The 21,342-nt window shown below is 68.6% G+C and carries 14 protein-coding genes; 6 read left to right on the forward strand and 8 right to left on the reverse strand.

Annotation, left to right across the window (positions count from 1 at the left end):
* Positions 1 to 4: 4 nt before the first annotated feature.
* Genes OH768_RS45520 through OH768_RS45540 form a run of 5 tightly spaced genes read right to left on the reverse strand, consistent with a single transcriptional unit; the run spans position 5 to position 3,655 of the window.
* Positions 5 to 298, reverse strand: a complete 294-nt coding sequence (locus tag OH768_RS45520; protein ID WP_406462684.1) for a (2Fe-2S)-binding protein — start codon at positions 296 to 298, stop codon at positions 5 to 7.
* A gap of 35 nt (positions 299 to 333) precedes the next feature.
* A complete protein-coding gene (locus tag OH768_RS45525) occupies positions 334 to 1,089 on the reverse strand; it encodes an amino acid ABC transporter ATP-binding protein (protein ID WP_406462686.1) in 756 nt (251 codons plus the stop codon).
* Positions 1,086 to 1,805 carry an amino acid ABC transporter permease gene (locus OH768_RS45530; protein ID WP_406462687.1) on the reverse strand — a complete coding sequence of 240 codons (720 nt, stop codon included), beginning with the start codon at positions 1,803 to 1,805 and terminating at the stop codon, positions 1,086 to 1,088. Before OH768_RS45530 ends, OH768_RS45525 begins: the two co-directional genes overlap by 4 nt.
* A 19-nt stretch (positions 1,806 to 1,824) precedes the next feature.
* A complete protein-coding gene (locus OH768_RS45535; protein ID WP_406462688.1) occupies positions 1,825 to 2,697 on the reverse strand; it encodes an ABC transporter substrate-binding protein in 873 nt (290 codons plus the stop codon).
* Positions 2,698 to 2,704: 7 nt separating this feature from the next.
* Entirely contained in the window at positions 2,705 to 3,655 is a 951-nt protein-coding gene (locus OH768_RS45540) for a dihydrodipicolinate synthase family protein (RefSeq protein ID WP_406462689.1), read from the reverse strand.
* Between the two features lie 243 nt (positions 3,656 to 3,898).
* On the opposite strand from OH768_RS45540, the gene OH768_RS45545 reads away from it, so the two are divergent.
* Positions 3,899 to 4,936 carry a LacI family DNA-binding transcriptional regulator gene (locus tag OH768_RS45545; RefSeq protein ID WP_406462690.1) on the forward strand — a complete coding sequence of 346 codons (1,038 nt, stop codon included), beginning with the start codon at positions 3,899 to 3,901 and terminating at the stop codon, positions 4,934 to 4,936.
* A 122-nt stretch (positions 4,937 to 5,058) separates the two neighbouring features.
* Here the strand turns inward: OH768_RS45545 and OH768_RS45550 are convergent, their stop codons facing one another.
* Together OH768_RS45550 and OH768_RS45555 are read right to left on the reverse strand one after the other, a co-directional pair.
* On the reverse strand, positions 5,059 to 7,050 hold the full coding sequence (locus OH768_RS45550; RefSeq protein ID WP_406462691.1) for a serine/threonine-protein kinase: 1,992 nt from the start codon (positions 7,048 to 7,050) through the stop codon (positions 5,059 to 5,061).
* Positions 7,051 to 7,213: 163 nt separating this feature from the next.
* Positions 7,214 to 8,395 (reverse strand): UvrD-helicase domain-containing protein, encoded by a 1,182-nt coding sequence (locus tag OH768_RS45555; RefSeq protein ID WP_406465704.1) that lies wholly within the window; start codon positions 8,393 to 8,395, stop codon positions 7,214 to 7,216.
* A 195-nt stretch (positions 8,396 to 8,590) separates the two neighbouring features.
* Here OH768_RS45555 and OH768_RS45560 point away from each other — a divergent pair, with 195 nt between their 5' ends.
* The 5 genes from OH768_RS45560 (at position 8,591) to OH768_RS45580 (ending at position 20,270) form a co-directional block, all read left to right on the forward strand.
* Positions 8,591 to 9,280: a lytic transglycosylase domain-containing protein gene (locus OH768_RS45560; protein WP_406462692.1), complete on the forward strand. Its 690-nt coding sequence runs from the start codon at positions 8,591 to 8,593 to the stop codon at positions 9,278 to 9,280.
* Positions 9,281 to 9,538: 258 nt separating this feature from the next.
* The gene (locus tag OH768_RS45565) at positions 9,539 to 11,248 is read left to right on the forward strand and encodes an LCP family protein (protein WP_406462693.1); all 1,710 of its coding nucleotides are present in this window, start codon (positions 9,539 to 9,541) and stop codon (positions 11,246 to 11,248) included.
* Between the two features lie 364 nt (positions 11,249 to 11,612).
* On the forward strand, positions 11,613 to 14,426 hold the full coding sequence (locus OH768_RS45570) for a carbohydrate-binding protein (RefSeq protein ID WP_406462695.1): 2,814 nt from the start codon (positions 11,613 to 11,615) through the stop codon (positions 14,424 to 14,426).
* 244 nt (positions 14,427 to 14,670) lie between these two features.
* Positions 14,671 to 18,231 carry a choice-of-anchor D domain-containing protein gene (locus OH768_RS45575; RefSeq protein ID WP_406462696.1) on the forward strand — a complete coding sequence of 1,187 codons (3,561 nt, stop codon included), beginning with the start codon at positions 14,671 to 14,673 and terminating at the stop codon, positions 18,229 to 18,231.
* A 65-nt stretch (positions 18,232 to 18,296) separates the two neighbouring features.
* Positions 18,297 to 20,270, forward strand: a complete 1,974-nt coding sequence (locus OH768_RS45580; protein WP_406462698.1) for a discoidin domain-containing protein — start codon at positions 18,297 to 18,299, stop codon at positions 20,268 to 20,270.
* Between the two features lie 24 nt (positions 20,271 to 20,294).
* Here OH768_RS45580 and OH768_RS45585 read toward each other — a convergent pair whose 3' ends face one another.
* Positions 20,295 to 21,296: a LacI family DNA-binding transcriptional regulator gene (locus OH768_RS45585; RefSeq protein WP_406462699.1), complete on the reverse strand. Its 1,002-nt coding sequence runs from the start codon at positions 21,294 to 21,296 to the stop codon at positions 20,295 to 20,297.
* Between the last annotated feature and the right edge of the window lie 46 nt (positions 21,297 to 21,342).

Below are 21,342 nucleotides of genomic sequence, written 5' to 3' on the forward strand. Positions count from 1 at the left end.
GACGTCAGCCATGCGCGGCCGTCGGCAGGGGCTCGGTGTGGGTGCGGATGTCCATGCCGTCGGTGACGTGCGCGGTGCAACTGCGGGATCCGGGACGGCCGTTGATGGTCACCTCGCACTCCAGGCAGACACCCATTCCGCAGAACGGGCCGCGCAACTGGCCGTTGACCGGGTTGCGGCGCAGCGGCCAGATGCCGGCGGCGACCAGGGCGGCGCTCACGGACTGGCCCGCCCAGGCACGGCCGGGGGTGCCGTCGATGGTCACGCTGACCGTCTCTGGAAGGGAGTTGGTGCTCATGGCTGTGCTCACAGTGCTCAAGAGGGGTGGGGGATTCACAGGATGCGGTCCAGGAACTGGCGGGTGCGTGCGTGTTCCGGCGCGGAGAAGAACAGGTCGGGGGACTTGTCCTCGACCACCGTTCCGTCGGCGATGAACACGACCCGGTCGGCCGCCGCCCGGGCGAAGCCCATCTCATGGCTGACCACGATCATGGTCATGCCCTCCTCGCGGAGCCGCACCATGACGTCGAGGACCTCACCGACCATCTCCGGGTCGAGCGCCGAGGTCGGCTCGTCGAAGAGCAGCAGCTCCGGGCGCATCGCCAGGGCACGGGCGATGGCCACCCGCTGCTGCTGCCCCCCGGAGAGCTGGGCGGGGTAGGAGCGGGCCTTGTCGGCCAGGCCCACCATGGCCAGCAACTCGCCTGCCGCGACGCGTGCTTCGGCCTTGGACACGCCGTTCACGTGCACCGGACCGGACGCCACGTTGTCCAGCGCGGTCATGTTCGGGAACAGGTTGAACTGCTGGAACACCATGCCGGTACGCCGCCGCTGGACGGCGATCCGTCGCTCCCGCAGGGCGCCCCCCTCGCCGTAGCCGATCCGTTCGCCGCAGATGCTGACGGTGCCCGAGTCTGGGATCTCCAGGTGGTTGAGGGTGCGCAGGAACGTGCTCTTGCCGCCGCCCGACGGACCCAGGACGAGGACGACCTCGCTCCGCCGAACGGTCAGGTCGATGCCCTTGAGGACCTCGACGTCGCCGTACGACTTGCGGACCTGGCGCGCTTCGACGACCGGTTCGATGCTCATCGGGTCTCCAATTCGAGGACCGCGCTTTTCATACGGCGGTCACTGGTCGGCCTGCTCTCATGGCCGCGGCCGACCCGGATCTCCAGCCACCGCTGGACCAGGCCCCACAGGCTGGTCATCGCCAGGTAGTACAGGGCCGCCGCGGTGAGGCCCTCCAGGACGCGGAAGTTGGTCTGGACGGCGAACTGGGTGCGGCGCAGCAGCTCTTCGACGGAGATCACCGAGACGAGCGTGGTCGTCTTGAGCAGGCCGTTGAAGCTGTTGCCGAGCGGCGGGACCATCACTCGCAGCGCCTGCGGCATGACCACCACCCGGAACACCTTCCAGGGCGGCATGCCGAGCGCGCGAGCGGCCTCGGACTGGCCGCGCGGGACCGACATCACCCCGGCGCGGACGATCTCCGAGAGATACGCCGCCTCGTTGAGGACCAGGCCGGTCAGGGCCGCGCTGATCACGCCGAGGCGCAGGCCCAGCTGGGGCAACCCCGTGTAGATGATGACCAGTTGGACCAGGAGAGGTGTGCCGCGCATCAGCCACACGTAGAAGCCCGTGACCAGCCGGACCGGCCTGAACCGGGACGCTCTGCCGAGCGCCACGAGTACGGCGAGCGGCAGGGCGAGCGCCATGCTGACCGTGGTCAGCCAGATCGTCGTCCAAGCTCCCTGAACGAGCTGGGGATTGGTGAGGAAGGAGAAGAAGGCATCCCAGGACCACATGGCTCTCGCCCTTCGATCGCTACTTCGCGCTGATCGCGCCGGTGGTCACCTTGAGGTCGCCGGTGTAGGCCATGACGCCGTACTTCTTGAACAACGTGGTCAAGTAGCCGTTGCCGCGAAGGGTGTTGAGCGCGGTTGCGACCGCGTCGGCGGGCTTCTGCTTGCCGAAGCCGAGGGCGAGCGGGGCGGGGTTCATGCCCTTGACCGCCGTCTCGAAGCGGCCGTCCTTCTGGTAGTAACTGGTCACCGCCTCGACGATGGCCACGCCCTCGACCTGGCCCGCGGACAGTGCCTGGTAGGCGTCGGCGGTGGTCGTGAAGGTGCGGACGGTGACCTGCTTCTTGCCAGCCGCCTTGAGTTCCTTGTTGAGCGCGGTGAGGGTATCGAACTCGTAGCCGGGAGCCTCTACGGCGATGGTCTTGCCGGACAGGTCGTCCTCGGAGGTGATCTTCTTCGGGTTGCCCTTGGCGACGGAGATGGAGACGCCCTGGACCTCGTAGGGGACGAGCTTGATGGTCTTGGCGCGCTCCGGTGTGTAGAACATGCCGGTGTCGATCATGTCCCAGCGCCCGGACTGCACGCCGGGGATCTGCGCGTCGAAGGGGATGTTGACGAACTTCGGGGTGAGACAGAGGAGTTTGGCTATCTCGTTGCCAAGGTCCACCCGCATGCCGACGATCTTGTTGGAGGTGTCCAGGTACTGCATGGGCGGCAGGGTCGCATTGGTCGAGATCGTCAGCGTGCCCGCCTTGACCAGGTCCGACTTGGCCACCTTGGGCGTGCAGCCGGTCGGGGCCGCGGCGGCGGACGACGAGGAGGAGTCCTCGTTGCCGCAGGCCGTCACGGTCAGGAGCAGGGCGGCGGAGGAGGCCGCGATGAGAAGTCTGCGCACGGTCGGTTCACCTTTTTCCGGTGCTGGTGGAACAGGGGTGCAGCCCGGCCTCGTCGAGCGCCTCGGACAGGCCGAGCAGCGCGGACGGGTCCTCCAGGGGGAGCAGCGGGGGGCGTACGTGCCCTCCGGGCTGCCCGAGCAGCCGCATGGCGGCTTTGAGCTGCGAGGTGGGTGAGGCGAACCGTGAGCTGTAGTCGTCGTTGACGAGCAGGTTCACAAGCCGTTCGTAGCGTGCGGACCATTCCCGGGCGAGGGCCAAGTCGCCGGCCCAGTAGGCCTCGTAGAAGGGGACGGCGAAGGGGGCGCCGAGGCCGCCGCCGTCGATGTTTCCGGCGCCGCCGAACTCGGCCATGACGGCCATGCCGCGGCGGTGGATGAAGCGGCCGAAGACCTGGACCTTGCCGGCCAGGGCGGCGCAGGTGTCGGCGACCTTCAGTTCGTCGCCGGAGCTGTCCTTGACGGCTACCACGGTGTCCAGTTCGGCGAGTCCGGCCAGGGTGTCGACGGTGATGTCGACGGCGGTGCCGCGCGGCCAGTTGTAGACCATGAGCGGCAGGTCGACCGCGCCGGCGAGAGTGGCGTAGAAGGCGTGGATCTCGTCCTGGCTCGGGTGGACGTAGGGCGGTGGGGTGGTGAGGATGCCGTCCGCGCCGATCGAGCGGGCGTGTGCGCCGTAGCGTGCGGACTCGGCGGCGGTGTACGCGCCGCAGCCGATCACCACCGGTAGCTGCCCGGAGAGTTCGGTGACCGCGATCTCGGCGACCCGGCGGCGCTCCTCCGGGGTCTGGGAGAACCACTCGCCGGTCGTGCCGTTCACCAGGACACCGTGGACGCCGTGCTCCGCGTACAGCCCGAGCAGCGCCCGCCAGGCCTCCTCGTCGAGGGAGCCGTCGGCGGCGAAGGGAGTGGGAGCGGCGGGCCAGTAGCCGCGCCAGGGCGCGGCTCCGGAAGTGTTCATCGTGTGTGCTCCGATCGAGTGTCCGTCCCGTCAGGACGTCGCCTTGTGGGACCACTCTGTGGGATCGATTCCACAGCACCGTGACACCGGCTTGAGGTGGCGGTCAACCTCCTTCTGGCCGGAAACTGCTGGCGAAACGAATTGTTTACGCCACCGACTCGACCGCTTCTGTCATGATGGCGATCACGGCTCGGCGTGCGAGACGAGTCGTATGGGATCGATTTCATGATCGGGGGTGGGCCGGTGGCCGTCACCTTGGACCAGGTGGCCGAGGCGGCAGGGGTCTCCAAGAGCACGGCCTCGCGGGTGCTCAGCGGTTCCAGCCGGGTCAGCGCACAGACGAAGCGCGCGGTGCAGTCCGCGGCGGAACGCCTCGGCTACCGCCCCAACCGGATCGCCAGCGGACTGCGCACCAAGCGGAGCAACCTCGTCGGGCTGGTGATAACGAACCTGGTGAACGCCTCGTTCCACCGCATCACCGAGGTGCTCCAGCAACGGCTCGACGAACGCGGCTACCAAGTGCTGCTGTGCGTCACCGACTCGGACCCCGCACGCGAACGCCGTTACCTGGACATGCTGTTGGACCACCGCGTCGACGGCCTGATCATCGTGGGCACCGGCGCCAACACCGCGACGGTCCGGCAGGTGAGCGCGGCCGGCATCCCCGTGGTCAACCTCATGCGCACCCCCGACGGCGCCCCCGGCGACTCCGTGATGGCCGCAGACCGGGACGGCGCCGAACTGGCCGTCCGTCATCTGCTCGACCTCGGGCACCGGGGCATAGCCTTCATCGGCGGCCCGCCCGGCGTCGACTCCGGACGCGATCGCTACGCGGGATTCGCCGTGGCGCTGGCCACCGCCGGACTCGAACCCGATCCCGCCCTGTGCGCGCGCGGTCCGTTCACCGTGCCGTTCGGCGCGGAGGCGGCCATGCGGCTGATGGCCGCGGACAACCGGCCCACCGCGCTGTACAGCGCCAACCACGAAGCGACGTTCGGGGTGCTCGGAGCCCTGGTGCAACTCGGGGTCCGGGTGCCGGAGCAGCTCTCCCTCGTGTGCCACGAGGAGGCGCCCTGGTTCCCGTACTGGCACCCACCGATCACCGTCGTCGACAACGGAGCCCGCGACCTCGGCGAACTCGCCGCCGAGCAACTCCTGCGCCGCATCGACAACCGCCCCGACAACGGCGACCCCGGCGAGGAGGGCGTCGGCCGGCTCATCCGCGTCGGCTCCCGGCTGGTGGTACGCGACTCCACCACGGCCCCGCGTCGACCGGGGTGACGCTGATGGCCGGCCCTTCGGGCGGCCGACCTGTCGGCTCCTCTGCTGATTCCGCCAACTCGGCGGTGGCGCGCCATGCCCAGACCGCCGTCTCTCTCAAACGGCATGCACCGGTGAGTGAGTCAGGAATGAGCCTTCGGAAGGCAGTCGCCGGAGGCGAAGAGCTGGGGTTGTGCGCTGTTGCCCTGGTAGGCGGCGATGGTCCAGTGGGTGTAGTTCCAGTGTTTGTTGGCGTTGTACTCGGACAGCAGTCTCGGGCAGGCGGTCTTGGTGACGACGTCCTGGAAGTGGGATTGCTGGGCCCGGCTGGCAAGGGCACCTGAGCCGTCCCGGGCCCACACGTACATCATTCTCTCGACGGGGTCGAAGCCGAGGGTGATGGCGTCGTCGCGGTCGAAGGGCTCCAGGCCGTACCCCTCGGATACGCGCGTGTTCCAGGCGGCTGTGATCGCCTTTACCGTGCCGTTGGCGATGCGGATCTCGTCCTTGTCGCTGCTGGGAATCTCGGCGGTGACGATGCCTTCCTCCGTGCCCTGGCGCCGTCCGGCCTCTTCCGTGTAGCAGCCGTCGGTGGCTCTGCCGAAGCCGAGGATGGTGGCCTCGTCCTGGCCGTCGTAGTCCTTCCAATAGACGGAGAAGCGGCCGTACGGCCAGTCGGCCGGAGCGTCCTTGAGGCGATGGGCCAGGGTGATGCAGGAGGCCATCTGGCCCGCCCGGCGGAAGACTTCCTTGTAGTCGTCGGTCAGCGTCGAGATCGGGCCGCCGGTCACGATGACGGTCTGGGCCTGCCGGTTGAACGTCACCGTGGGCGTCATGAAGGACATGTCCTTCGTCGCGAGCATGGCCGTCACCTCGTCACGGATGGCGGTCGCGGTCTCCTGCTCCGCCGTGTCGGAGGCGTCCCGGCTCCCGCTCCACTCACCGGGGACGGGCTGGGTCTCGTCGTCGGCGCGAGTAAAGGCGGGAGCCGCCACACCTGCCAGTGGATCGACGGGAACCGGGATCGCGCGCGGGTCGGCTGCCGCCTGACCGGCAACTCCCCCTTCAGCGGAGGCCGTTGCGTCGGTTGCTGCACCGGAGGCATCGGCGCCCGCGTCCTGCGCGTCCGTCGGGGCAGTGCTTCCGGCAGAAGCGGAGGACTTCGGGTCGTCGTGGCGGAAGGCGAGCACGCCGCCCACGCTCGCGCCGGCCACGGCTGCCGTGACCAGGACGGCGACCGTCGCCCGCCGTCGGAAGGAACTCTGCGTTCCGAAAACGGAGTTGGGCCAGGACGGGTCTTCCACGGCGGGTACGGACCACTGTGCCGTCACCAAGTCACCGATCAGCGTCGGGTTGTTGCCTGCCTCCACCGTTCGGCGGCCATCGAGCACCTGCGTGCACTCGGCGGACAGGAGCTGCACACAGCGGTCCACCGCCTCGGCTGCGGCCGGTCGTTCGGCGGGTTCCTTGGCCAAGGCCCGTTCGAGGAGTTCCTTCAGCGCGTCGGGTGTGCCGTCCAGGTCCGGTGGGCCGGACATGACGCGGTAGGCCACTGCTTCGGGCGCACCGGTGCCGAAAGGCAGGCGGCCAGTGGCCGCGTACGCCACGACCGCGCCCCAGGCGAACAGGTCACCCTCCGCCGCGGTGACACCGCTGTGGTAGTGCTCAGGGCTGATCCAGCCCGGGGTGCCGGTCAGTACGCCGGTGCGGGTGACGCTGGTGCCGTCGGCGGCGTGTGCGATACCGAAGTCCAGTACGCGGGGACCGGCCGGAGTCAGCAGCACGTTCTGCGGTTTTACGTCCCGGTGCACGACACCGGCCGAGTGGATCGCGGCGATGGCCTGCGCGGTGCCGGCTGCGAAGGCGTACAGGAGGCCGTCGGTCAGCGGTCCATGGGCGGCCAAGTACTGCGCCAGAGTGGGACCCGGGGCATAGGCGGTGGCCAGCCATGGTGCGTCGGCGTCGGGGTCCGCCGCGAGGAGGGGCAGCAGGAACGGGCCCTGCACCCGTGCGGAGAGGCGTACCTCACGGCGGAAGCGGGCCCGGAACTCCGGATCGCCGGCCTGCACGGGATGGATCACCTTCACGGCGACCCGTTCTCCGCCGGCGTCCACTGCGGCGTACACGGTTCCCATCCCGCCCGCGCCGAGTCTGCCCACCACGCGATAGGGGCCGACACGGGAGGGATCACCGGGACGGGAGGGCTGGATCCGTCCTCCGGGACCAGCAGCGCTCACAGATTGTCCGATCGGTCAGTGTTGGGAGGCGTGTGAGGCTGGATGCTATCTGTCGGGCGCATCAGCAAGTAGAGGCCTGCTCGTGATGGCTATGGATGGGTCGTGCCCGAGGAGAACCAGTTGCGCGCGGTGGTTTCTGCTTCCTCGGGCAGATCGTCGAGGAAGACCACGGCCAGGCCATGTTGGGCTCGTGAGCGGCTGACGTAGAAGAGGTTGCGTGAGCGTTGGAGTCGCTCCGCGGAATCACTGCCCGAGAGCATCTTGCTGATGCTGTACATGTTCCAGAGACTGTCGTCGGTGACGACGACCACATTCTCGACTCGTCGCCCTTGACGCCGTGTTGCGTCGAGAACGGCGTCTCCTCGTTGATGAAGCGTGTGACGCTGATGACCTCTTGGTAGGAGACTTCGCGAACGCTGTTGGAGAAGTCGGCCCGCCGTTGTGCGCGCTCGTCGAGGTCCGTCGCCTTTCTTCGGCGTTCGCGTTCCTTGAGCTTGCCGGGCATGACAAGGAGGTGGCTGTCGGCCATCAGGTCCAGCACGTCACCGATTGTTCCCGTCTCGCGGACGGTGTCGAGCTTGCCGATCGCCTTGCTGATGCGCTGCTTGTCGCCGTGCCTGGTGATGCGTGTTCTGCCTTCGCCCAGCAGACTGGTCAGTTCCGCGAAGTCATGGTCGCGATAGGCGGCGCTCAGTGCCTCGATGCGCGTCAGATACTTGATGTAGGGCTCGTTGCGGGTCAGAAGGTCGTCAGGCCCGAAACGGCTCACGCGCCGGTACTGCTCCAGAAGGTTTGCGTAGTCCAACCTGCCGGCGATAGCGCGGTGAGTGAGCATGAGGTACTTGGTGTTCTCCTGCGTCCAGTCGTGCTCCGCGAGTGCAGCACGTGCTACTTCAAGCCGTTGAAGTCCGGGCTCGGTGTCGGCATTGAGGAACAGGTGCACCGCGCCCTGTCGCCTCTCACCGGCGGCCTCTTGCAACAGTTCGGGGCGCATCTTGTTGAGCACCGCCACGACCGGGGGCGAGCAACGGTAGTTCTCGTGCTTGGTGATAGGTGTGAGCTTGGGGTGCGTCACCGCTCCCACACCTGATGGGTAGATCTTTTGCATGGAGTCGCCGAAGAGACCGACCACGCACGCTTCGCGGCCCGAGCCCGCCAGATGAACCAGCAGCAATTCGATCGTCTTCGGCGATGTGTCCTGGTACTCGTCGACGAAGACGACCGGGAACCGGCTGACGATGATCCGTTGTTGCTGAAGTAGATCTCACCGCTCATGTGGTCCCCCCACAGTCCAGGCCGTCGGCACACTGCCGTATGACGCGAGCGGCGGAGTACTGGTTCTCGCCAAATTCCCGATGATGGGGGACATCTGCCCAGGGGACGGGCTTGCGGTACGTTCGGTCCGGGATGTGCGCGCCGTCCTGAGAGAAGGCGGGAGATGGCCGAACCCCGGACCCGGCGACGACGGCTCGCGCTCGCGGTCTTCGCGGTCGTCGTCTACGTCCTCGTACGCGCGGCCGACACTCCGCAGGCCGCGACTCCGCACCCTTCGACGCCGCGCCCCTCGACCGGGGCGTCCGGATCGGCCTCGTCGAGGAGCTCGGCCAGTCCTTCACCTCGGGTCACCACCTCGTCCTACGACCCCGCCGCCTACGCGCCCCAAGTCCGCACCCGGGCCCAACAGGCCGGGGTGAGCGCCCAGTTGGTGATGGGGATCCTCTACAACGAGGCGTACAAGCCGCACGACGCGGCCTTCGAGCGGGCCTGGCAGCGGTACAAGCCGGACGCGGCCCTCGGTATCGCCAACATGCACCGCGCGACCTTCGACGAGGTCAAGCAGGACCGGGACTTCGCCGACCGCAGCTGGGACGAACTCCCCGACGACCGCGACCTCGCCATCGAGGCCGAGGCCTGGTACCTGCACGACCTGGCCGCCCAACTGCCCACGACCCGGCGGACATCCCTCAGCGAGGACGACCTCCTCGCCCTCGGCTACAACACCGGCGCGGGCAACATGCTCGCCTTCGCCCGCGGTACGACACCGGGCAGCCAGGCGCAGTCGTACCTGCACCGGTTGCACGCCAACTGGGCCAAGGCCGGGAAAGCCGTTGCCGGGCAAGGCAGTTGAAACGTCCCTCGCCTGATCGGCGTGCCTCCTCACGCCCCTGGACGACGCCCACGTGACCGAGCGGGACGACCTCGAACAGGGCCTCGCCCGATCGGAGTTGGGGACCGCGGAAGGGAGGAGCCCACCGGAGGCAGCGATGACGGTTGCTATATTGCGCAATCATCCGGTCCGAGGGGCGCGCCCTGACGTGCGGGTCGGCCCACTGCCGCCTTCCGTCGGGCCGGTGGTCGGTGTCGGCGACAGCGTAGGGAGTGGTGTATGAGCGACCCCCGGGGCGAGAGGTCCGGCCGTGCGGCCACGCGAGATCGCTCCGGCATACCACGCCCGCGCAGAGCGGACGGAGGGCCGGCCCATCGGCCACCGGCCGGCAGAGCCGCCGCGCGGCAGGCGGCGAGGACCGGCGGCCACCGGTCGCGCCGCCGGGCCAAACCCGTGGCCCGCCGCCGAAGGGCCGCCCGCATAGCCCTGATCACGGTCTCGGCGCTGATCCTCGTCACCGCCGGAGTCGGCACCTGGCTCTGGCAGCACCTGAACGGCAACATCAACAGCGTCGCCCTCGACGACGGCGCGGGCGGCAAGGAGAAGGCCGACGCCTTCGGCCGTACGCCGATCAACCTCCTGGTGATCGGTTCGGACGGCCGGAACAACGCGGCCGACTGCAAACTGGGCGGCGGCTGCGGCTCCGGGAGTTCGACCGTCGGCCACAACGCGGACGTGGAGATGGTGGTGCACGTCTCCGCCGACCGCTCCAACGCCACCGTGATGAGCGTGCCGCGCGACACCATGACCCAGGTGCCCGCCTGCAAGGCCCCGGACAGCAGGCAGGCGACGGCGGGTTACTACGGCCAGATCAACAGCGCGCTGCAGTACGGCCCGGCGTGCCAGGTGACGACGGTGCACCAGCTCACCGGCATCACGATCGACCACTTCGTGATGCTCGACTTCGCCGGCGTGGTGAAGATGTCCGACGCGGTCGGCGGTGTCTCGGTCTGTGTCAGCGACAACGTCTACGACACCTACTCGCACCTGAAGCTCGCCAAGGGCACCCACACCCTCAAGGGCGAGGCGGCGCTGGAGTTCGTCCGCTCCCGGCACGGCTTCGGCGACGGCAGCGACCTCGGCCGTACCGTCTCCCAGCACCTCTTCCTCAGCGCGATGATCCGCAAGTTCAAGAGCGCGGGCACGCTGGCCAACCCGGCCAAGGTGTACTCCCTGGCCGACGCCGCCACCAAGGCCCTGACCGTCGACACCGGACTGGGCAGCGTCGGCAGGCTCGTGGACCTGGCGACCGACCTGGACAAGGTCCCGTCGAAGCGGATGACCTTCACCACCATGCAGACCGGGGCCGACCCGGCCAACGCCGACCGGGTCGTCCCGGCGGCCGGTGCCAAGTCGCTGTTCGCGGCCATCGCCAACGACCAGTCGCTGAGTTCGGGCAGCGGCAAGAAGAAAGCATCCTCCTCGCCCTCCACGACCGCGCCGGCCACGGTGCCGGCCGCCGAGGTCGCCGTAAAGGTGGAGAACGGCACCACCATCGGCGGACGCGCCTCCGTGATCGCCAACGCGCTCATCGCCAAGGGCTTCAGCCCCGGCACCAGCACCGGCAACGCACCCGAACAGGCGGCGACCACCCAACTCACCTACGGTCCCGGCGAGAAGGCCGAGGCGCAGACCGTGGCCTCCGCCCTGGGCCTCTCCGCCTCGCACCTCACCCAGAGCAGCGCGAGCGGCCTGACTCTCGTCATCGGCGCCGACTGGCCCACCGGCACGACGCTCTCGGGCGGTTCCTCGTCCGCCGCCCCGGCCGACACCCACGCGGCCGTCTCCAACGCCAACGCCTCGACCGCCGACCAGTCCAAGACCTGCGCCAAGGTCAGCCCGTACAAGACCGTGTCCCTGAACGGCGTGCCGATGACACCCGCGCAGGCTTACGCGGCGGCGAGCGGCAAGAAGGACTCCGCGTCGTAGGCGACGAAGACTCGGACAGTCGAAGACGCTGTCCATCTGGCCGCCGGAAGAGAACCGCACCTCGCCCACACCACCGACACCGTGACGCGTTCCGCCTGGGAAGACGGCGTCAACATCTACTACGTCGTGACGAGTTTCTTCGTGGTCGTCATCGAGCTGGACATCTACGACGCGACACGTGGCTTCAACGAGGTGTAGCCCGGCGTAGTCCATAGCACGCCACATCCATGAATTGCGCGACTGTGCAAGCAACTTGCATCTATTTACGCAATTAATTCTTTACTTCGTCGGAATCTAGCGGGCTGGATGCGGGCTCTGTACGGTCGGGGCGCCGGTTTCCCCCCACTCCGTGAAGGAGTATCAGATGCTGACGATCCTCAGACCCCGGCGACTGGCGGTGGCCGTCGTCGCCATGGTCGGCGCGATGTGCGTAGCCGTCTTACCGGCCGCCGCCACCCAGCAGTCGCCGCCGACCAAGGCGGCAGCGCACCCGGCGGCGGCCGGCCCGACGACGGACGCGGCCACCGGCGCCACAACCCCCTTCGCCATATACGAGGCCGAGGCCGGAACCCCCACCGCCGGCGCAGTCGTCCGCTCGCTGACCTCGGCCCCGACGACCCAGTACTCCAGTGCCGCCCTCGAGGCCTCCGGCCATTCCTATGTCCACCTGGACGGCACCGGTCAGTCGGTGCAGTGGACGAACACCACCGGCCGGCCGATCTCCTTCCTCAACGTCCGCGCCGGCATTCCCGATTCGGCGTCCGGCGGTGGAACCACCGCGACACTGGACCTGTACGTCAACGGCGTGTTCCGGCAGGCGCTGAACCTCAACTCGCTGCAGAGCTGGGTGTACGAGGGCAACGGGAACTACAACACGAGCGACAACCAGAACCCGGCCGACGGCGACCCGAGGGTCTTCTGGGACGAGTCGCACACCTTCGTCACCGGAGCCCCGATCCCGGCCGGTGCCACCTTCTCGCTGCGCGAGGACTCCACCAACAGCGCGTCCTTCTACGACATCGACTCCGTCGACGTGGAGAACCCGCCGGCGCCGCAGGGGCAGCTGGCGAACTCGATCTCGATCACGAGTTGCGGCGCGGTGGCGGACAACAATCCGACCAACGGCGCGGCCGACAGCCAGTCGGTGGACAGCCGTGCCGCCATCCAGAACTGCATCGACCAGGCCGAGCAACAGGGCAAGATCCTGTGGATCCCGCAGGGCACCTTCTATGTGAAGGGCACCGCCGGACTGAACGCGCAGGGCATCACCATCGCGGGCGCGGGGCTCTGGTACAGCACGGTCTACCGTGACGTCCCGGTCCCCAACACCACACCCCTGGCAGCCCTGTTCGACCTGACCTCCTGCACTGTGCGTGACTTCCACATCGACGCGAACGCCGTCAGCCGGAGCACCATCGGCGGGGACGGCGGCGCTATGGACACCACCGGCACCGACTGGCTGGCCGACGGCATCTGGACCCAGCACACCATGTCGGGCTTCTGGGCCTCCGGCACCGGCGGGACGGTGCAGAACAGCAGGCTGACGTCGGTCTGGGCGGACGGGATCAACGTCAACAACGTGTCGCTGGGCGCGGACACCGGCAACAACCTGACCGTCACCGACAACTTCGTCCGGGGCACCGGGGACGACGCGATCGCCATCAACTCGGTGAACTACAACACCAACAGCGACGGTTCCAAGACCTCCTACAACCCGATGACGAATGTCACCGTCAGCGACAACACGTCGATCGCGCCCTGGGGCGGCAAGGGTGTCGGGATCTACGGCGGCAGCGGCCACCAGGTCAAGGACAACTACATCAGCGACACGGCCCGTTACATCGGTCTGGGCGCCGGGCGCTTCGGTGTCAACGGCAGCGACCTGCTCTCCGCGACCGTGACCGGCAACACCGTGGTCCGCTCCGGCGGCAACGCCTACAGCCAGGGCCAGCCCGCGCTGCACATCGGCAACGGCGGTGACGGACAGAACGTCGGGACCGTCGACAGGGTCACGGTCACCGGCAACACCGTCACCGACTCCCTCTACGACGGGATCGGTTTCTCCACCTCGACCAACACCCTGCTCCAGGACAACACCGTCAACAGCCCCGGCCGCAACGGCATTTCGATCTCGCCGCCGTTCTACCCCGCGCCCACCGGCTCCGCGACGATCACCGGCAACACGGTCACCGGACTCGACCCCGGCACCTCGGCCTTCGTCAACAACTCCACCGGTTTCACAGCCACGTTGAGCGACAACCACTGGCCGCCGCCCGCACCCGAGGGCCCCTACGGCGGCACTCCGGCCGCCGTGCCCGGCACGCTGCAGGCGGAGGACTACGACACCGGCGGCCAGGGGGTGGCGTACAACGTGACCTCCGTCAACGGCAACGCCAACTCCTACCGGGCCGACGGCGTGGACCTGGACAACACCTCGGACACCGGCGGGGGTTACAACCTGGGCTGGACCGGCGCCGGACAGTGGTTCCGCTACACGGTCGACGTCGCCACGGCCGGCACCTACACCCTCGGCCTCCGGGTCGCGGCCCCGGCCGCGGTGACCGGCGCGCTGCACCTGTCGGACGCCTCCGGCACGAACCTCACCGGAGCCGTGGACCTGCCCGCCACCGGCGACTGGCAGACCTGGTCCACCCTGACCACCCGGGTGACGCTGCCCGCCGGCCGACAGGTCCTGACACTCGATCAGGACACCGGCGGCTGGAACATCAACCACCTCGCCTTCGCCGCGAGTACCGACACCCCCAGCACCGACCTCGCCGCAGGCAGACCCACCAGTGAGTCCAGCCACAACGACGTGTACCCGTCCTCGAACGTCACGGACGGCAACCAGAACACCTACTGGGAGAGCGCCAACAACGCGTTCCCGCAGTGGGTCCAGGTCGACCTGGGCTCGGCCCGCAGCGCCTCCCGCGTGGTCCTGCAACTGCCCGCCGCCTGGGGCGCCCGCACCCAGACCCTGACCCTCGGCGGCGGCACCGATGCCACCACCTTCACCACCCTGAAGTCCTCGGCGGCCTACGCGTTCGACCCGAGCACCGGGAACACCGTCACGCTCACCTTCCCCGCCACCGCCCAGCGCTACTACCGCGTCACCGTCACCGCCAACAACGGCTGGCCCGCGGCCCAGGTCTCCGCATTTCACATCTGGGCCGCCTGACCCCTGAGCTCACCCTCCCCACGGTGCCGCCGGACCTTCCGTCCGGCGGCACCGGCATATGCGCGGCCCGCCTGGGATCTTGCGGGCCGTGTTTTTGTTTGTTGCAAAGTTCTGTCTAGTTATTGCGTGATCATGTCAACGACATTACGGTCCCCCTTGCATCGTCACCAACCCCCTGTCTCTCTCCCCTCCCTGGCGATGCCTGCGGAACAGTTCCGGCATTTCGTGATCAAAGGAGTGGCACGTGTTCCATTCCATCCGAGATCTCAGACGAGCCCTCGTCTGGGCGGTCAGCACCGTGATGCTGGCCGCCGTAGGCGTCTTCGCTCTGGCGGCAGCACCCGCCTCGGCGGCGTCCACCGCCACCGGCGGCAGCGGCGCGAGCCTGCCGTACGTCGAGGTGCAGGCGGAGAACTCCACCACCAACGGCACGAACATCGGCCCGAGTTACACCCAGGGCCAGCTGGCCGACGAGGCGTCGTACCGCAAGGCGACGACGCTCCAGGGCACCGGCCAGTACGTCACGTTCACCACACCGGTGGCGACCAACTCGATCAACTTCCGCTACAGCATCCCCGACACCTCGGGCGGCTCGGTCTACACCGCCGCGCTGTCGCTGTACGTCAACGGCGTCAAGCAGCCTGACTTCACCCTGACCAACGCCTACAGCTGGTACTACGGCAGCTACCCCTTCACCAACACGCCGGGCAGCAACCCGCACCACTTCTACGACGAGGCCCACCGCCTGTTCTCCACCACCTATCCGGCGGGCACGACCTTCAAGTTCCAGGTCGACGCGGGCGACACCGCCTCCTCGTACACGATCGACTTCGCCGACTTCGAGCAGGTCGGCGCCGCCCTGACCGCCCCCTCGGGCTCGGTGTCGGTGACCAGCAAGGGCGCCGACGCGACCGGTGTGGCCGACGCGACCAGCGCGTTCAACGCCGCGATCAGCTCGGCGGGCCCCGGCGGCACCGTGTGGATCCCGCCGGGCACCTTCAACATCCCCGGCCACATCAGCGTCAACAACGTCACGATCACCGGCGCCGGCATGTGGTACTCGACCGTCACCGGCACGGCCCCCGGCTTCTACGGCAATTCGGCGCCCAACGCGAGCACCGGTGTCCGCCTGCAGAACTTCGCCATCTTCGGCAATGTGCAGGAACGCGACGACAGCGCCCAGGTCAACGGCATCGGCGGCGCGATGAGCAACTCGACCGTCGCCAACCTGTGGATCGACCACATGAAGGTCGGTGCCTGGATGGACGGGCCGATGGACGGGCTGACGTTCACCGGCATGCGCATCCGTGACACCACCGCCGACGGCATCAACTTCCACGGCGGCGTCACCAACTCGAAGGTGACCAACAGCGACATCCGCAACACCGGCGACGACGGCATCGCCACCTGGGCGGACTCCGCCCTCGGCGCGGACGCCAACGACACGATCTCCAACAACACCGTGTCCCTGCAGATCCTCGCCAACGCCATCGCCATCTACGGCGGCCACGACAACACCGTCAGCGGCAACCGCGTGGTGGACACCGGCATCGCCCAGGGCGGCGGCATCCACGTGGGGCAGCGCTTCACCTCGACGCCGGTCGGCACCACCACGATCTCCGACAACACCATGGTCCGGGCCGGCAGCCTCGACCCCAACTGGCAGTTCGGCGTGGGCGCGTTGTGGTTCGACGGCAGCCAGGGAGCGATCACCGGCCCCATCAACGTGACCAACGCGCTGATCCAGCAGAGCCCCTACGAAGCGGTCCAGTGGGTCGAGGGCACCATCAGCGGGGTCAACCTCAACAACGTGACCATCGCCGGCACCGGCACCTTCGCCCTCCAGGAACAGACCGGCGGCGCCGCCAAGTTCACCAACGTCTCGGCCACCGGCGTCGGTTACTCGAACCCGGTGTACAGCTGCTCGGGCGGCAGCTTCGTCGTCACCGACGGCGGCGGCAACTCCGGTATCAGCGGCACGCCCTACTGCGGCGGCTGGCCGGCCCCCGTGTATCCGCCCTATCCGTCCGAAGGCGTGACGGCCACCCCCGGCGCGCTCAACTTCGGTTCGGTGGCGACCGGTTCGACGAGCGACGCCCAGACCGTGACGGTCTCCAACCCGACCGGCACCGCCGCGTCCGTCTCGTCGATCTCCACCAGCGGCGACTACTCCCAGACCAACACCTGCGGCTCCTCGATCGCGGCGAACGGCTCCTGCACGGTCAGCGTGAAGTTCGCGCCGACCGCGACGGGCAGCCGTAGCGGATCTCTGACCGTCAACGCGGGCGGGGTCACCAACACGGTCACCCTCTCCGGTACCGGCACCGCGCCGGGCCCGGTGCTGAACACCGACCCGGCGAGTCTGTCCTTCGACGGTACGGTGGTCGGCTCGTCGGCCACCGCGCAGACGGTGAAGGTGACGAACTCGGGCACCGCGTCGGCGACCGTCTCGGGCGTCGCGGCGACCGGTGACTTCAGCCAGACCAACAACTGCTCCACCCTCGCGGTCGGCGCCTCCTGCACGGTGACCGTCGGGTTCAAGCCCACCACGGGCGGAGCCCGCACGGGCAACCTGACCGTCACCAGCAACGCCAACAACAGTCCGACCACCGTCACCCTGACCGGAACCGGCATCGACAGCACCACCAACATCGCCGCCGGGCGGCCGGCTTCGGCGAGTTCGAGCAACAGCCCCTACGTCGCCTCGAACCTCACCGACCCGGACGCGTCGACATACTGGGAGGGCACGAACGGTTCGTTCCCGCAGTGGGCGCAGGTCGACCTCGGCCAGAACTACAGCGTCGGCAAGGTCGTCCTCAAACTCCCGCCGGCCACGGCGTGGTCGGCCCGTACGCAGACCCTGTCGGTACAGGGGTCCACGGACGGCTCCAGCTTCTCCACGATCAAGGCCTCGGCCGGGTACACCTTCGACCCGAACGCCAACGGCAACACGGCGACCATCACGTTCAGCGCCGCCACGGCGCGATACGTGCGGGTCAACATCAGCGCCAACACGGGCTGGAACGCTGCCCAGTTGTCGGACTTCGAGGTGTTCCCGAGCGGCGGCGGCTCCTCACCGGCGACCCTGTCGGCCAGCCCGACGTCATTGACGTATCCCACCCAGGCGCTCAACACCGCGAGCAGCGCGCAGACGGTCACGGTGACCAACACCGGGACCGCCGCCGCGACCGTCTCCGGCGTCACCACCACGGGCGACTTCTCGCAGACCAACACCTGCGGGACGTCGATCGCGGCGGGTGCCTCCTGCACGGTGGCCGTCACCTTCACACCCACCGCGTCCGGCACCCGCACCGGTGATCTCAGCATCGCCGGCAACGCGTCGAACGGCACGACCACGGTCGCGCTGACCGGCACCGGAGCCGGCACGGTGAGCAGGAACCTGGCGGCAGGCGCGGCCACCACCGAGTCCAGCCACACCGACGTCTACGCCTCGTCGAACGTGACGGACGGCAACCAGGGCACCTACTGGGAGAGCGCCGACAACGCCTTCCCGCAGTGGGTCCAGGTCGACCTCGGTTCCGCGCAGAGCGCGAGCCGCGTCGTCCTGCAGCTCCCCGCGACCTGGGGCGCCCGCAACCAGACTCTGACCCTTTCGGGCAGCACTGACGGCGCCACGTTCACCACCCTCAAGTCGTCGGCGACGTACACCTTCGACCCCACCACCAACAACACCGTCACCATCACGTTCACCGCGACCAGCGAGCGATACCTCCGGGTGAACATCACGGCGAACAACGGCTGGCCGGCCGGTCAGATCTCCGAGTTCCAGGTCTGGAACACCTGACCTGACGCGACGGTGCCGCCGAGCGCACCCGCGCCCGGCGGCACCGACCACCGAAAGGAGTCGAGATGGGTGTCACCCGCAGAGTCTTCCTGAGAGCCGCGATCGCGGCCACCGCGGTCGGAACCGCCGGAGCCGCCGAGACCGTCCTCGCCCCTGCCGCGTCGGCGGCCGGTCAACCCGGCGACGTGGTCGGCAGGATCACCGTCGGCTACCAAGGCTGGTTCGCGTGCGTCGGCGACGGCGCGCCCATCAACGGCTGGTGGCACTGGAGCCAGGACTGGGGCCAGTCGCCGTCCCGGAACAACACCAACATCAAGTGCTGGCCCGACGTACGCGAGTACAGCAACACCTACCAGACGTCGTATGCCGCCCTCGGCAACGGCCAGCCCGCCAAGCTGTTCTCCTCCTACGCCCAGCAGACGGTCAACACCCACTTCCTGTGGATGCAGCAGAACAACATCGACACGGCCGCCCTGCAACGCTTCAACCCCACCGGCGGCGAGGGCCCCACGCGCGACGCCATGGCGGCCAAGGTGCGCAGCGCCGCCGAGTCGAACGGCCGGAAGTTCTACATCATGTACGACGTCTCCAACTGGACGAACATGCAGTCCGAGATCAAGACGGACTGGACGAACAAGATGTCCGCGCACACGGCGAGTTCGGCCTACGCGAAGCAGAACGGCAAGCCGGTGGTGTGCATTTGGGGCTTCGGCTTCAACGATCCCAACCATCCCTTCACCGCCGACGCCTGCCTCGATGTCGTCAACTGGTTCAAGGGGCAGGGGTGTTACGTCATCGGGGGCGTCCCGCGCGAGTGGCGGACCGGGACCGGGGGCTCGCAGCCCGGCTTCCTGGGCGTCTACCACGCCTTCAACATGATCTCGCCGTGGATGGTCGGCGCCATCGGCAATGTCACCGAGGCCGACAACGCCTACACCACCTACACCGTCCCCGACCAGGCCGACTGCAACGCCAACGGCATCGACTACCAGCCGTGCGTCCTGCCGGGCGATGTCTCGGGACGCCAGCGCGCGCACGGTGACTTCATGTGGCGGCAGTTCTACAACGTGGTGCGGGCCGGGGTGCAGGGCATCTACATCTCGATGTTCGACGAGTACAACGAGGGCAACCAGATCGCCAAGACCGCCGAGACCCAGGCCTGGGTGCCCACCGACTCCGGGTTCCTCGCCCTCGACGAGGACGGCACGGCCTGCTCCTCCGACTACTACCTGCGGCTGACCGGCGACGGCGGTCGCATGCTCAAGGGCCAGCTCGCGCTGACCCCAACTCGCCCCACCCAGCCGGTGGTTCCCAATGGCGGCGACACCACACCGCCTGCCGCGCCGGGTGGCCTGACCGTCACCGGACACACCAGCAGCTCCGTCTCGCTGAGCTGGAACACCTCGACCGACAACGTCGGCGTGACCGGCTACCGGATCCTCCAGGCGTCCGGCTCGACCAGCACGCAGGTGGGCACCACCGGCTCAACGTCCTTCACCGTCACCGGACTTGGCGCGTCCACCGCCTACACCTTCGACGTCGTCGCCCTCGACGCGGCCGGCAACGTGTCCCAGCCCTCCAACCAGGTCACCGTCACCACCGACCCCCCGTCCTCCACCACCAACCTCGCCCTCCACCGCCCCACTTCGGAGAGCAGCCACACCCAGGTCTACGCCTCGGCCAACGCCACCGACGGCGACGCCGGCACCTACTGGGAGTCCGCCAACAACGCCTTCCCCCAGTGGATCCAGGTCGACCTGGGCGCCGCGACCGGAGTCAGACGGATCGTCCTCAACCTCCCGCCGGCGACGGCCTGGTCCACCCGTACCCAGACCATCTCCGTCCAGGGCGGCACGGACGCCGGCACCTCCACCCAACTCCTCGCCGCGGCGGGCTACACCTTCGACCCGGCGACCGGCAACACCGCGACCCTCACCCTCCCGTCCACGGTCAGCGTCCGCTACGTACGGCTCACCATCTCCGCCAACAACGGCTGGCCGGCCGGGCAGGTCTCGGAGTTCCAGGTCTTCGGCGCCTGACGGGCAGAGGGCCCCGGCCCCGCGCTAGGCGGATTCCCTGATCACCAGTTCCGTCGGCAGGATGAGGGGCGTCGGTTCCTCGCCGCCCAGCACGCGCACCAGCATCCGGGTCATTTCGCTGCCCAGGGCCACGATGGGCTGGCGGATCGTCGTCAGGGCGGGCCGGGTGTGCCGGGCGGTGAGGATGTCGTTGAAGCCGACGACCGCGACGTCCTCGGGGACGGCCCGGCCGCGCTCCCGCAGGACGTGCAGGGCGCCCGCCGCCATGGCGTCCGAGGCGACGAACACCGCGTCCAGGTCCGGGTGTTCGTCGAGGAGGCGGGCGGTCGCCACGGCACCGCCCAGTTCGGTGAAGTCGGCGTGCACCACGCGGTGGTCGTCGAGACCGGCCAGGGCGACCGCCTCGCGGAAGCCCAGATAGCGGGAGACCCCCGCGTGCATGTCGAGCGGTCCGGTGACGGTGCCGATGGCGCGGCGGCCTGTCGAGATCAGATACTCGACGGCCTCACGGGCCCCGCCCCGGTTGTCGGCGTCCACGTACCAGCGCGGCGCCCGGTCGAGAGGGCGGCCTCCGTGCACGACGGGGACGTTCCCCGCCTCGGCCACCTTCGCCAGCGGATCGTTCTCGCGCAGGGCCAGCAGCATGACACCGTCCGCGCCACGGGACTGAAGGACACGGGCGAGCCGGGCCCGGCCCCGCTCGGAGGCCGCCAGGATCAGCAGGAGTTCGAGGTCGGTCTCCTCGATGACCGCGTTGACACCGGTGATCACCTCCGCGAAGAAGAGGTTGGCGAACAACGCCGGGTCGTCACTGGAGATCGCCAGCACCACCGCGCCGCGCCGCTGGGAGGCGAGCGACCGGGCCGCCACGTTGGGCACATAGCCCAGCTCCGCCACGGCACTCTCCACCGCCTGCCGCGCCTTCTGGCTGACGTGCCGGCGGTTGTTGATCACACGTGAGACGGTTCCGACCGACACCCCGGCGCGCAGCGCCACCTCGTCGAGCGTCGGCGGCCGTGTGGTCATGGGAGGCGGCTCCAGTTCGTACGGATGGGGCGGGCAGTAGCAGCAC

Origin of the sequence: Streptomyces sp. NBC_01622 (assembly GCF_045209635.1) — a bacterium.
Taxonomy (GTDB): domain Bacteria; phylum Actinomycetota; class Actinomycetes; order Streptomycetales; family Streptomycetaceae; genus Streptomyces.

Excerpts from the sequence above, each read along its gene's own strand:
- OH768_RS45580 (WP_406462698.1), top strand. The coding sequence starts at position 18,297 with ATGGGTGTCACCCGCAGAGTCTTCCTGAGAGCCGCGATCGCGGCCACC.
- OH768_RS45520 (WP_406462684.1), bottom strand. The coding sequence starts at position 298 with ATGAGCACCAACTCCCTTCCAGAGACGGTCAGCGTGACCATCGACGGC.
- OH768_RS45585 (WP_406462699.1), bottom strand. The coding sequence starts at position 21,296 with ATGACCACACGGCCGCCGACGCTCGACGAGGTGGCGCTGCGCGCCGGG.
- OH768_RS45550 (WP_406462691.1), bottom strand. The coding sequence starts at position 7,050 with ATGGGAACCGTGTACGCCGCAGTGGACGCCGGCGGAGAACGGGTCGCC.
- OH768_RS45560 (WP_406462692.1), top strand. The coding sequence starts at position 8,591 with ATGGCCGAACCCCGGACCCGGCGACGACGGCTCGCGCTCGCGGTCTTC.
- OH768_RS45525 (WP_406462686.1), bottom strand. The coding sequence starts at position 1,089 with ATGAGCATCGAACCGGTCGTCGAAGCGCGCCAGGTCCGCAAGTCGTAC.
- OH768_RS45565 (WP_406462693.1), top strand. The coding sequence starts at position 9,539 with ATGAGCGACCCCCGGGGCGAGAGGTCCGGCCGTGCGGCCACGCGAGAT.
- OH768_RS45540 (WP_406462689.1), bottom strand. The coding sequence starts at position 3,655 with ATGAACACTTCCGGAGCCGCGCCCTGGCGCGGCTACTGGCCCGCCGCT.
- OH768_RS45530 (WP_406462687.1), bottom strand. The coding sequence starts at position 1,805 with ATGTGGTCCTGGGATGCCTTCTTCTCCTTCCTCACCAATCCCCAGCTC.
- OH768_RS45570 (WP_406462695.1), top strand. The coding sequence starts at position 11,613 with ATGCTGACGATCCTCAGACCCCGGCGACTGGCGGTGGCCGTCGTCGCC.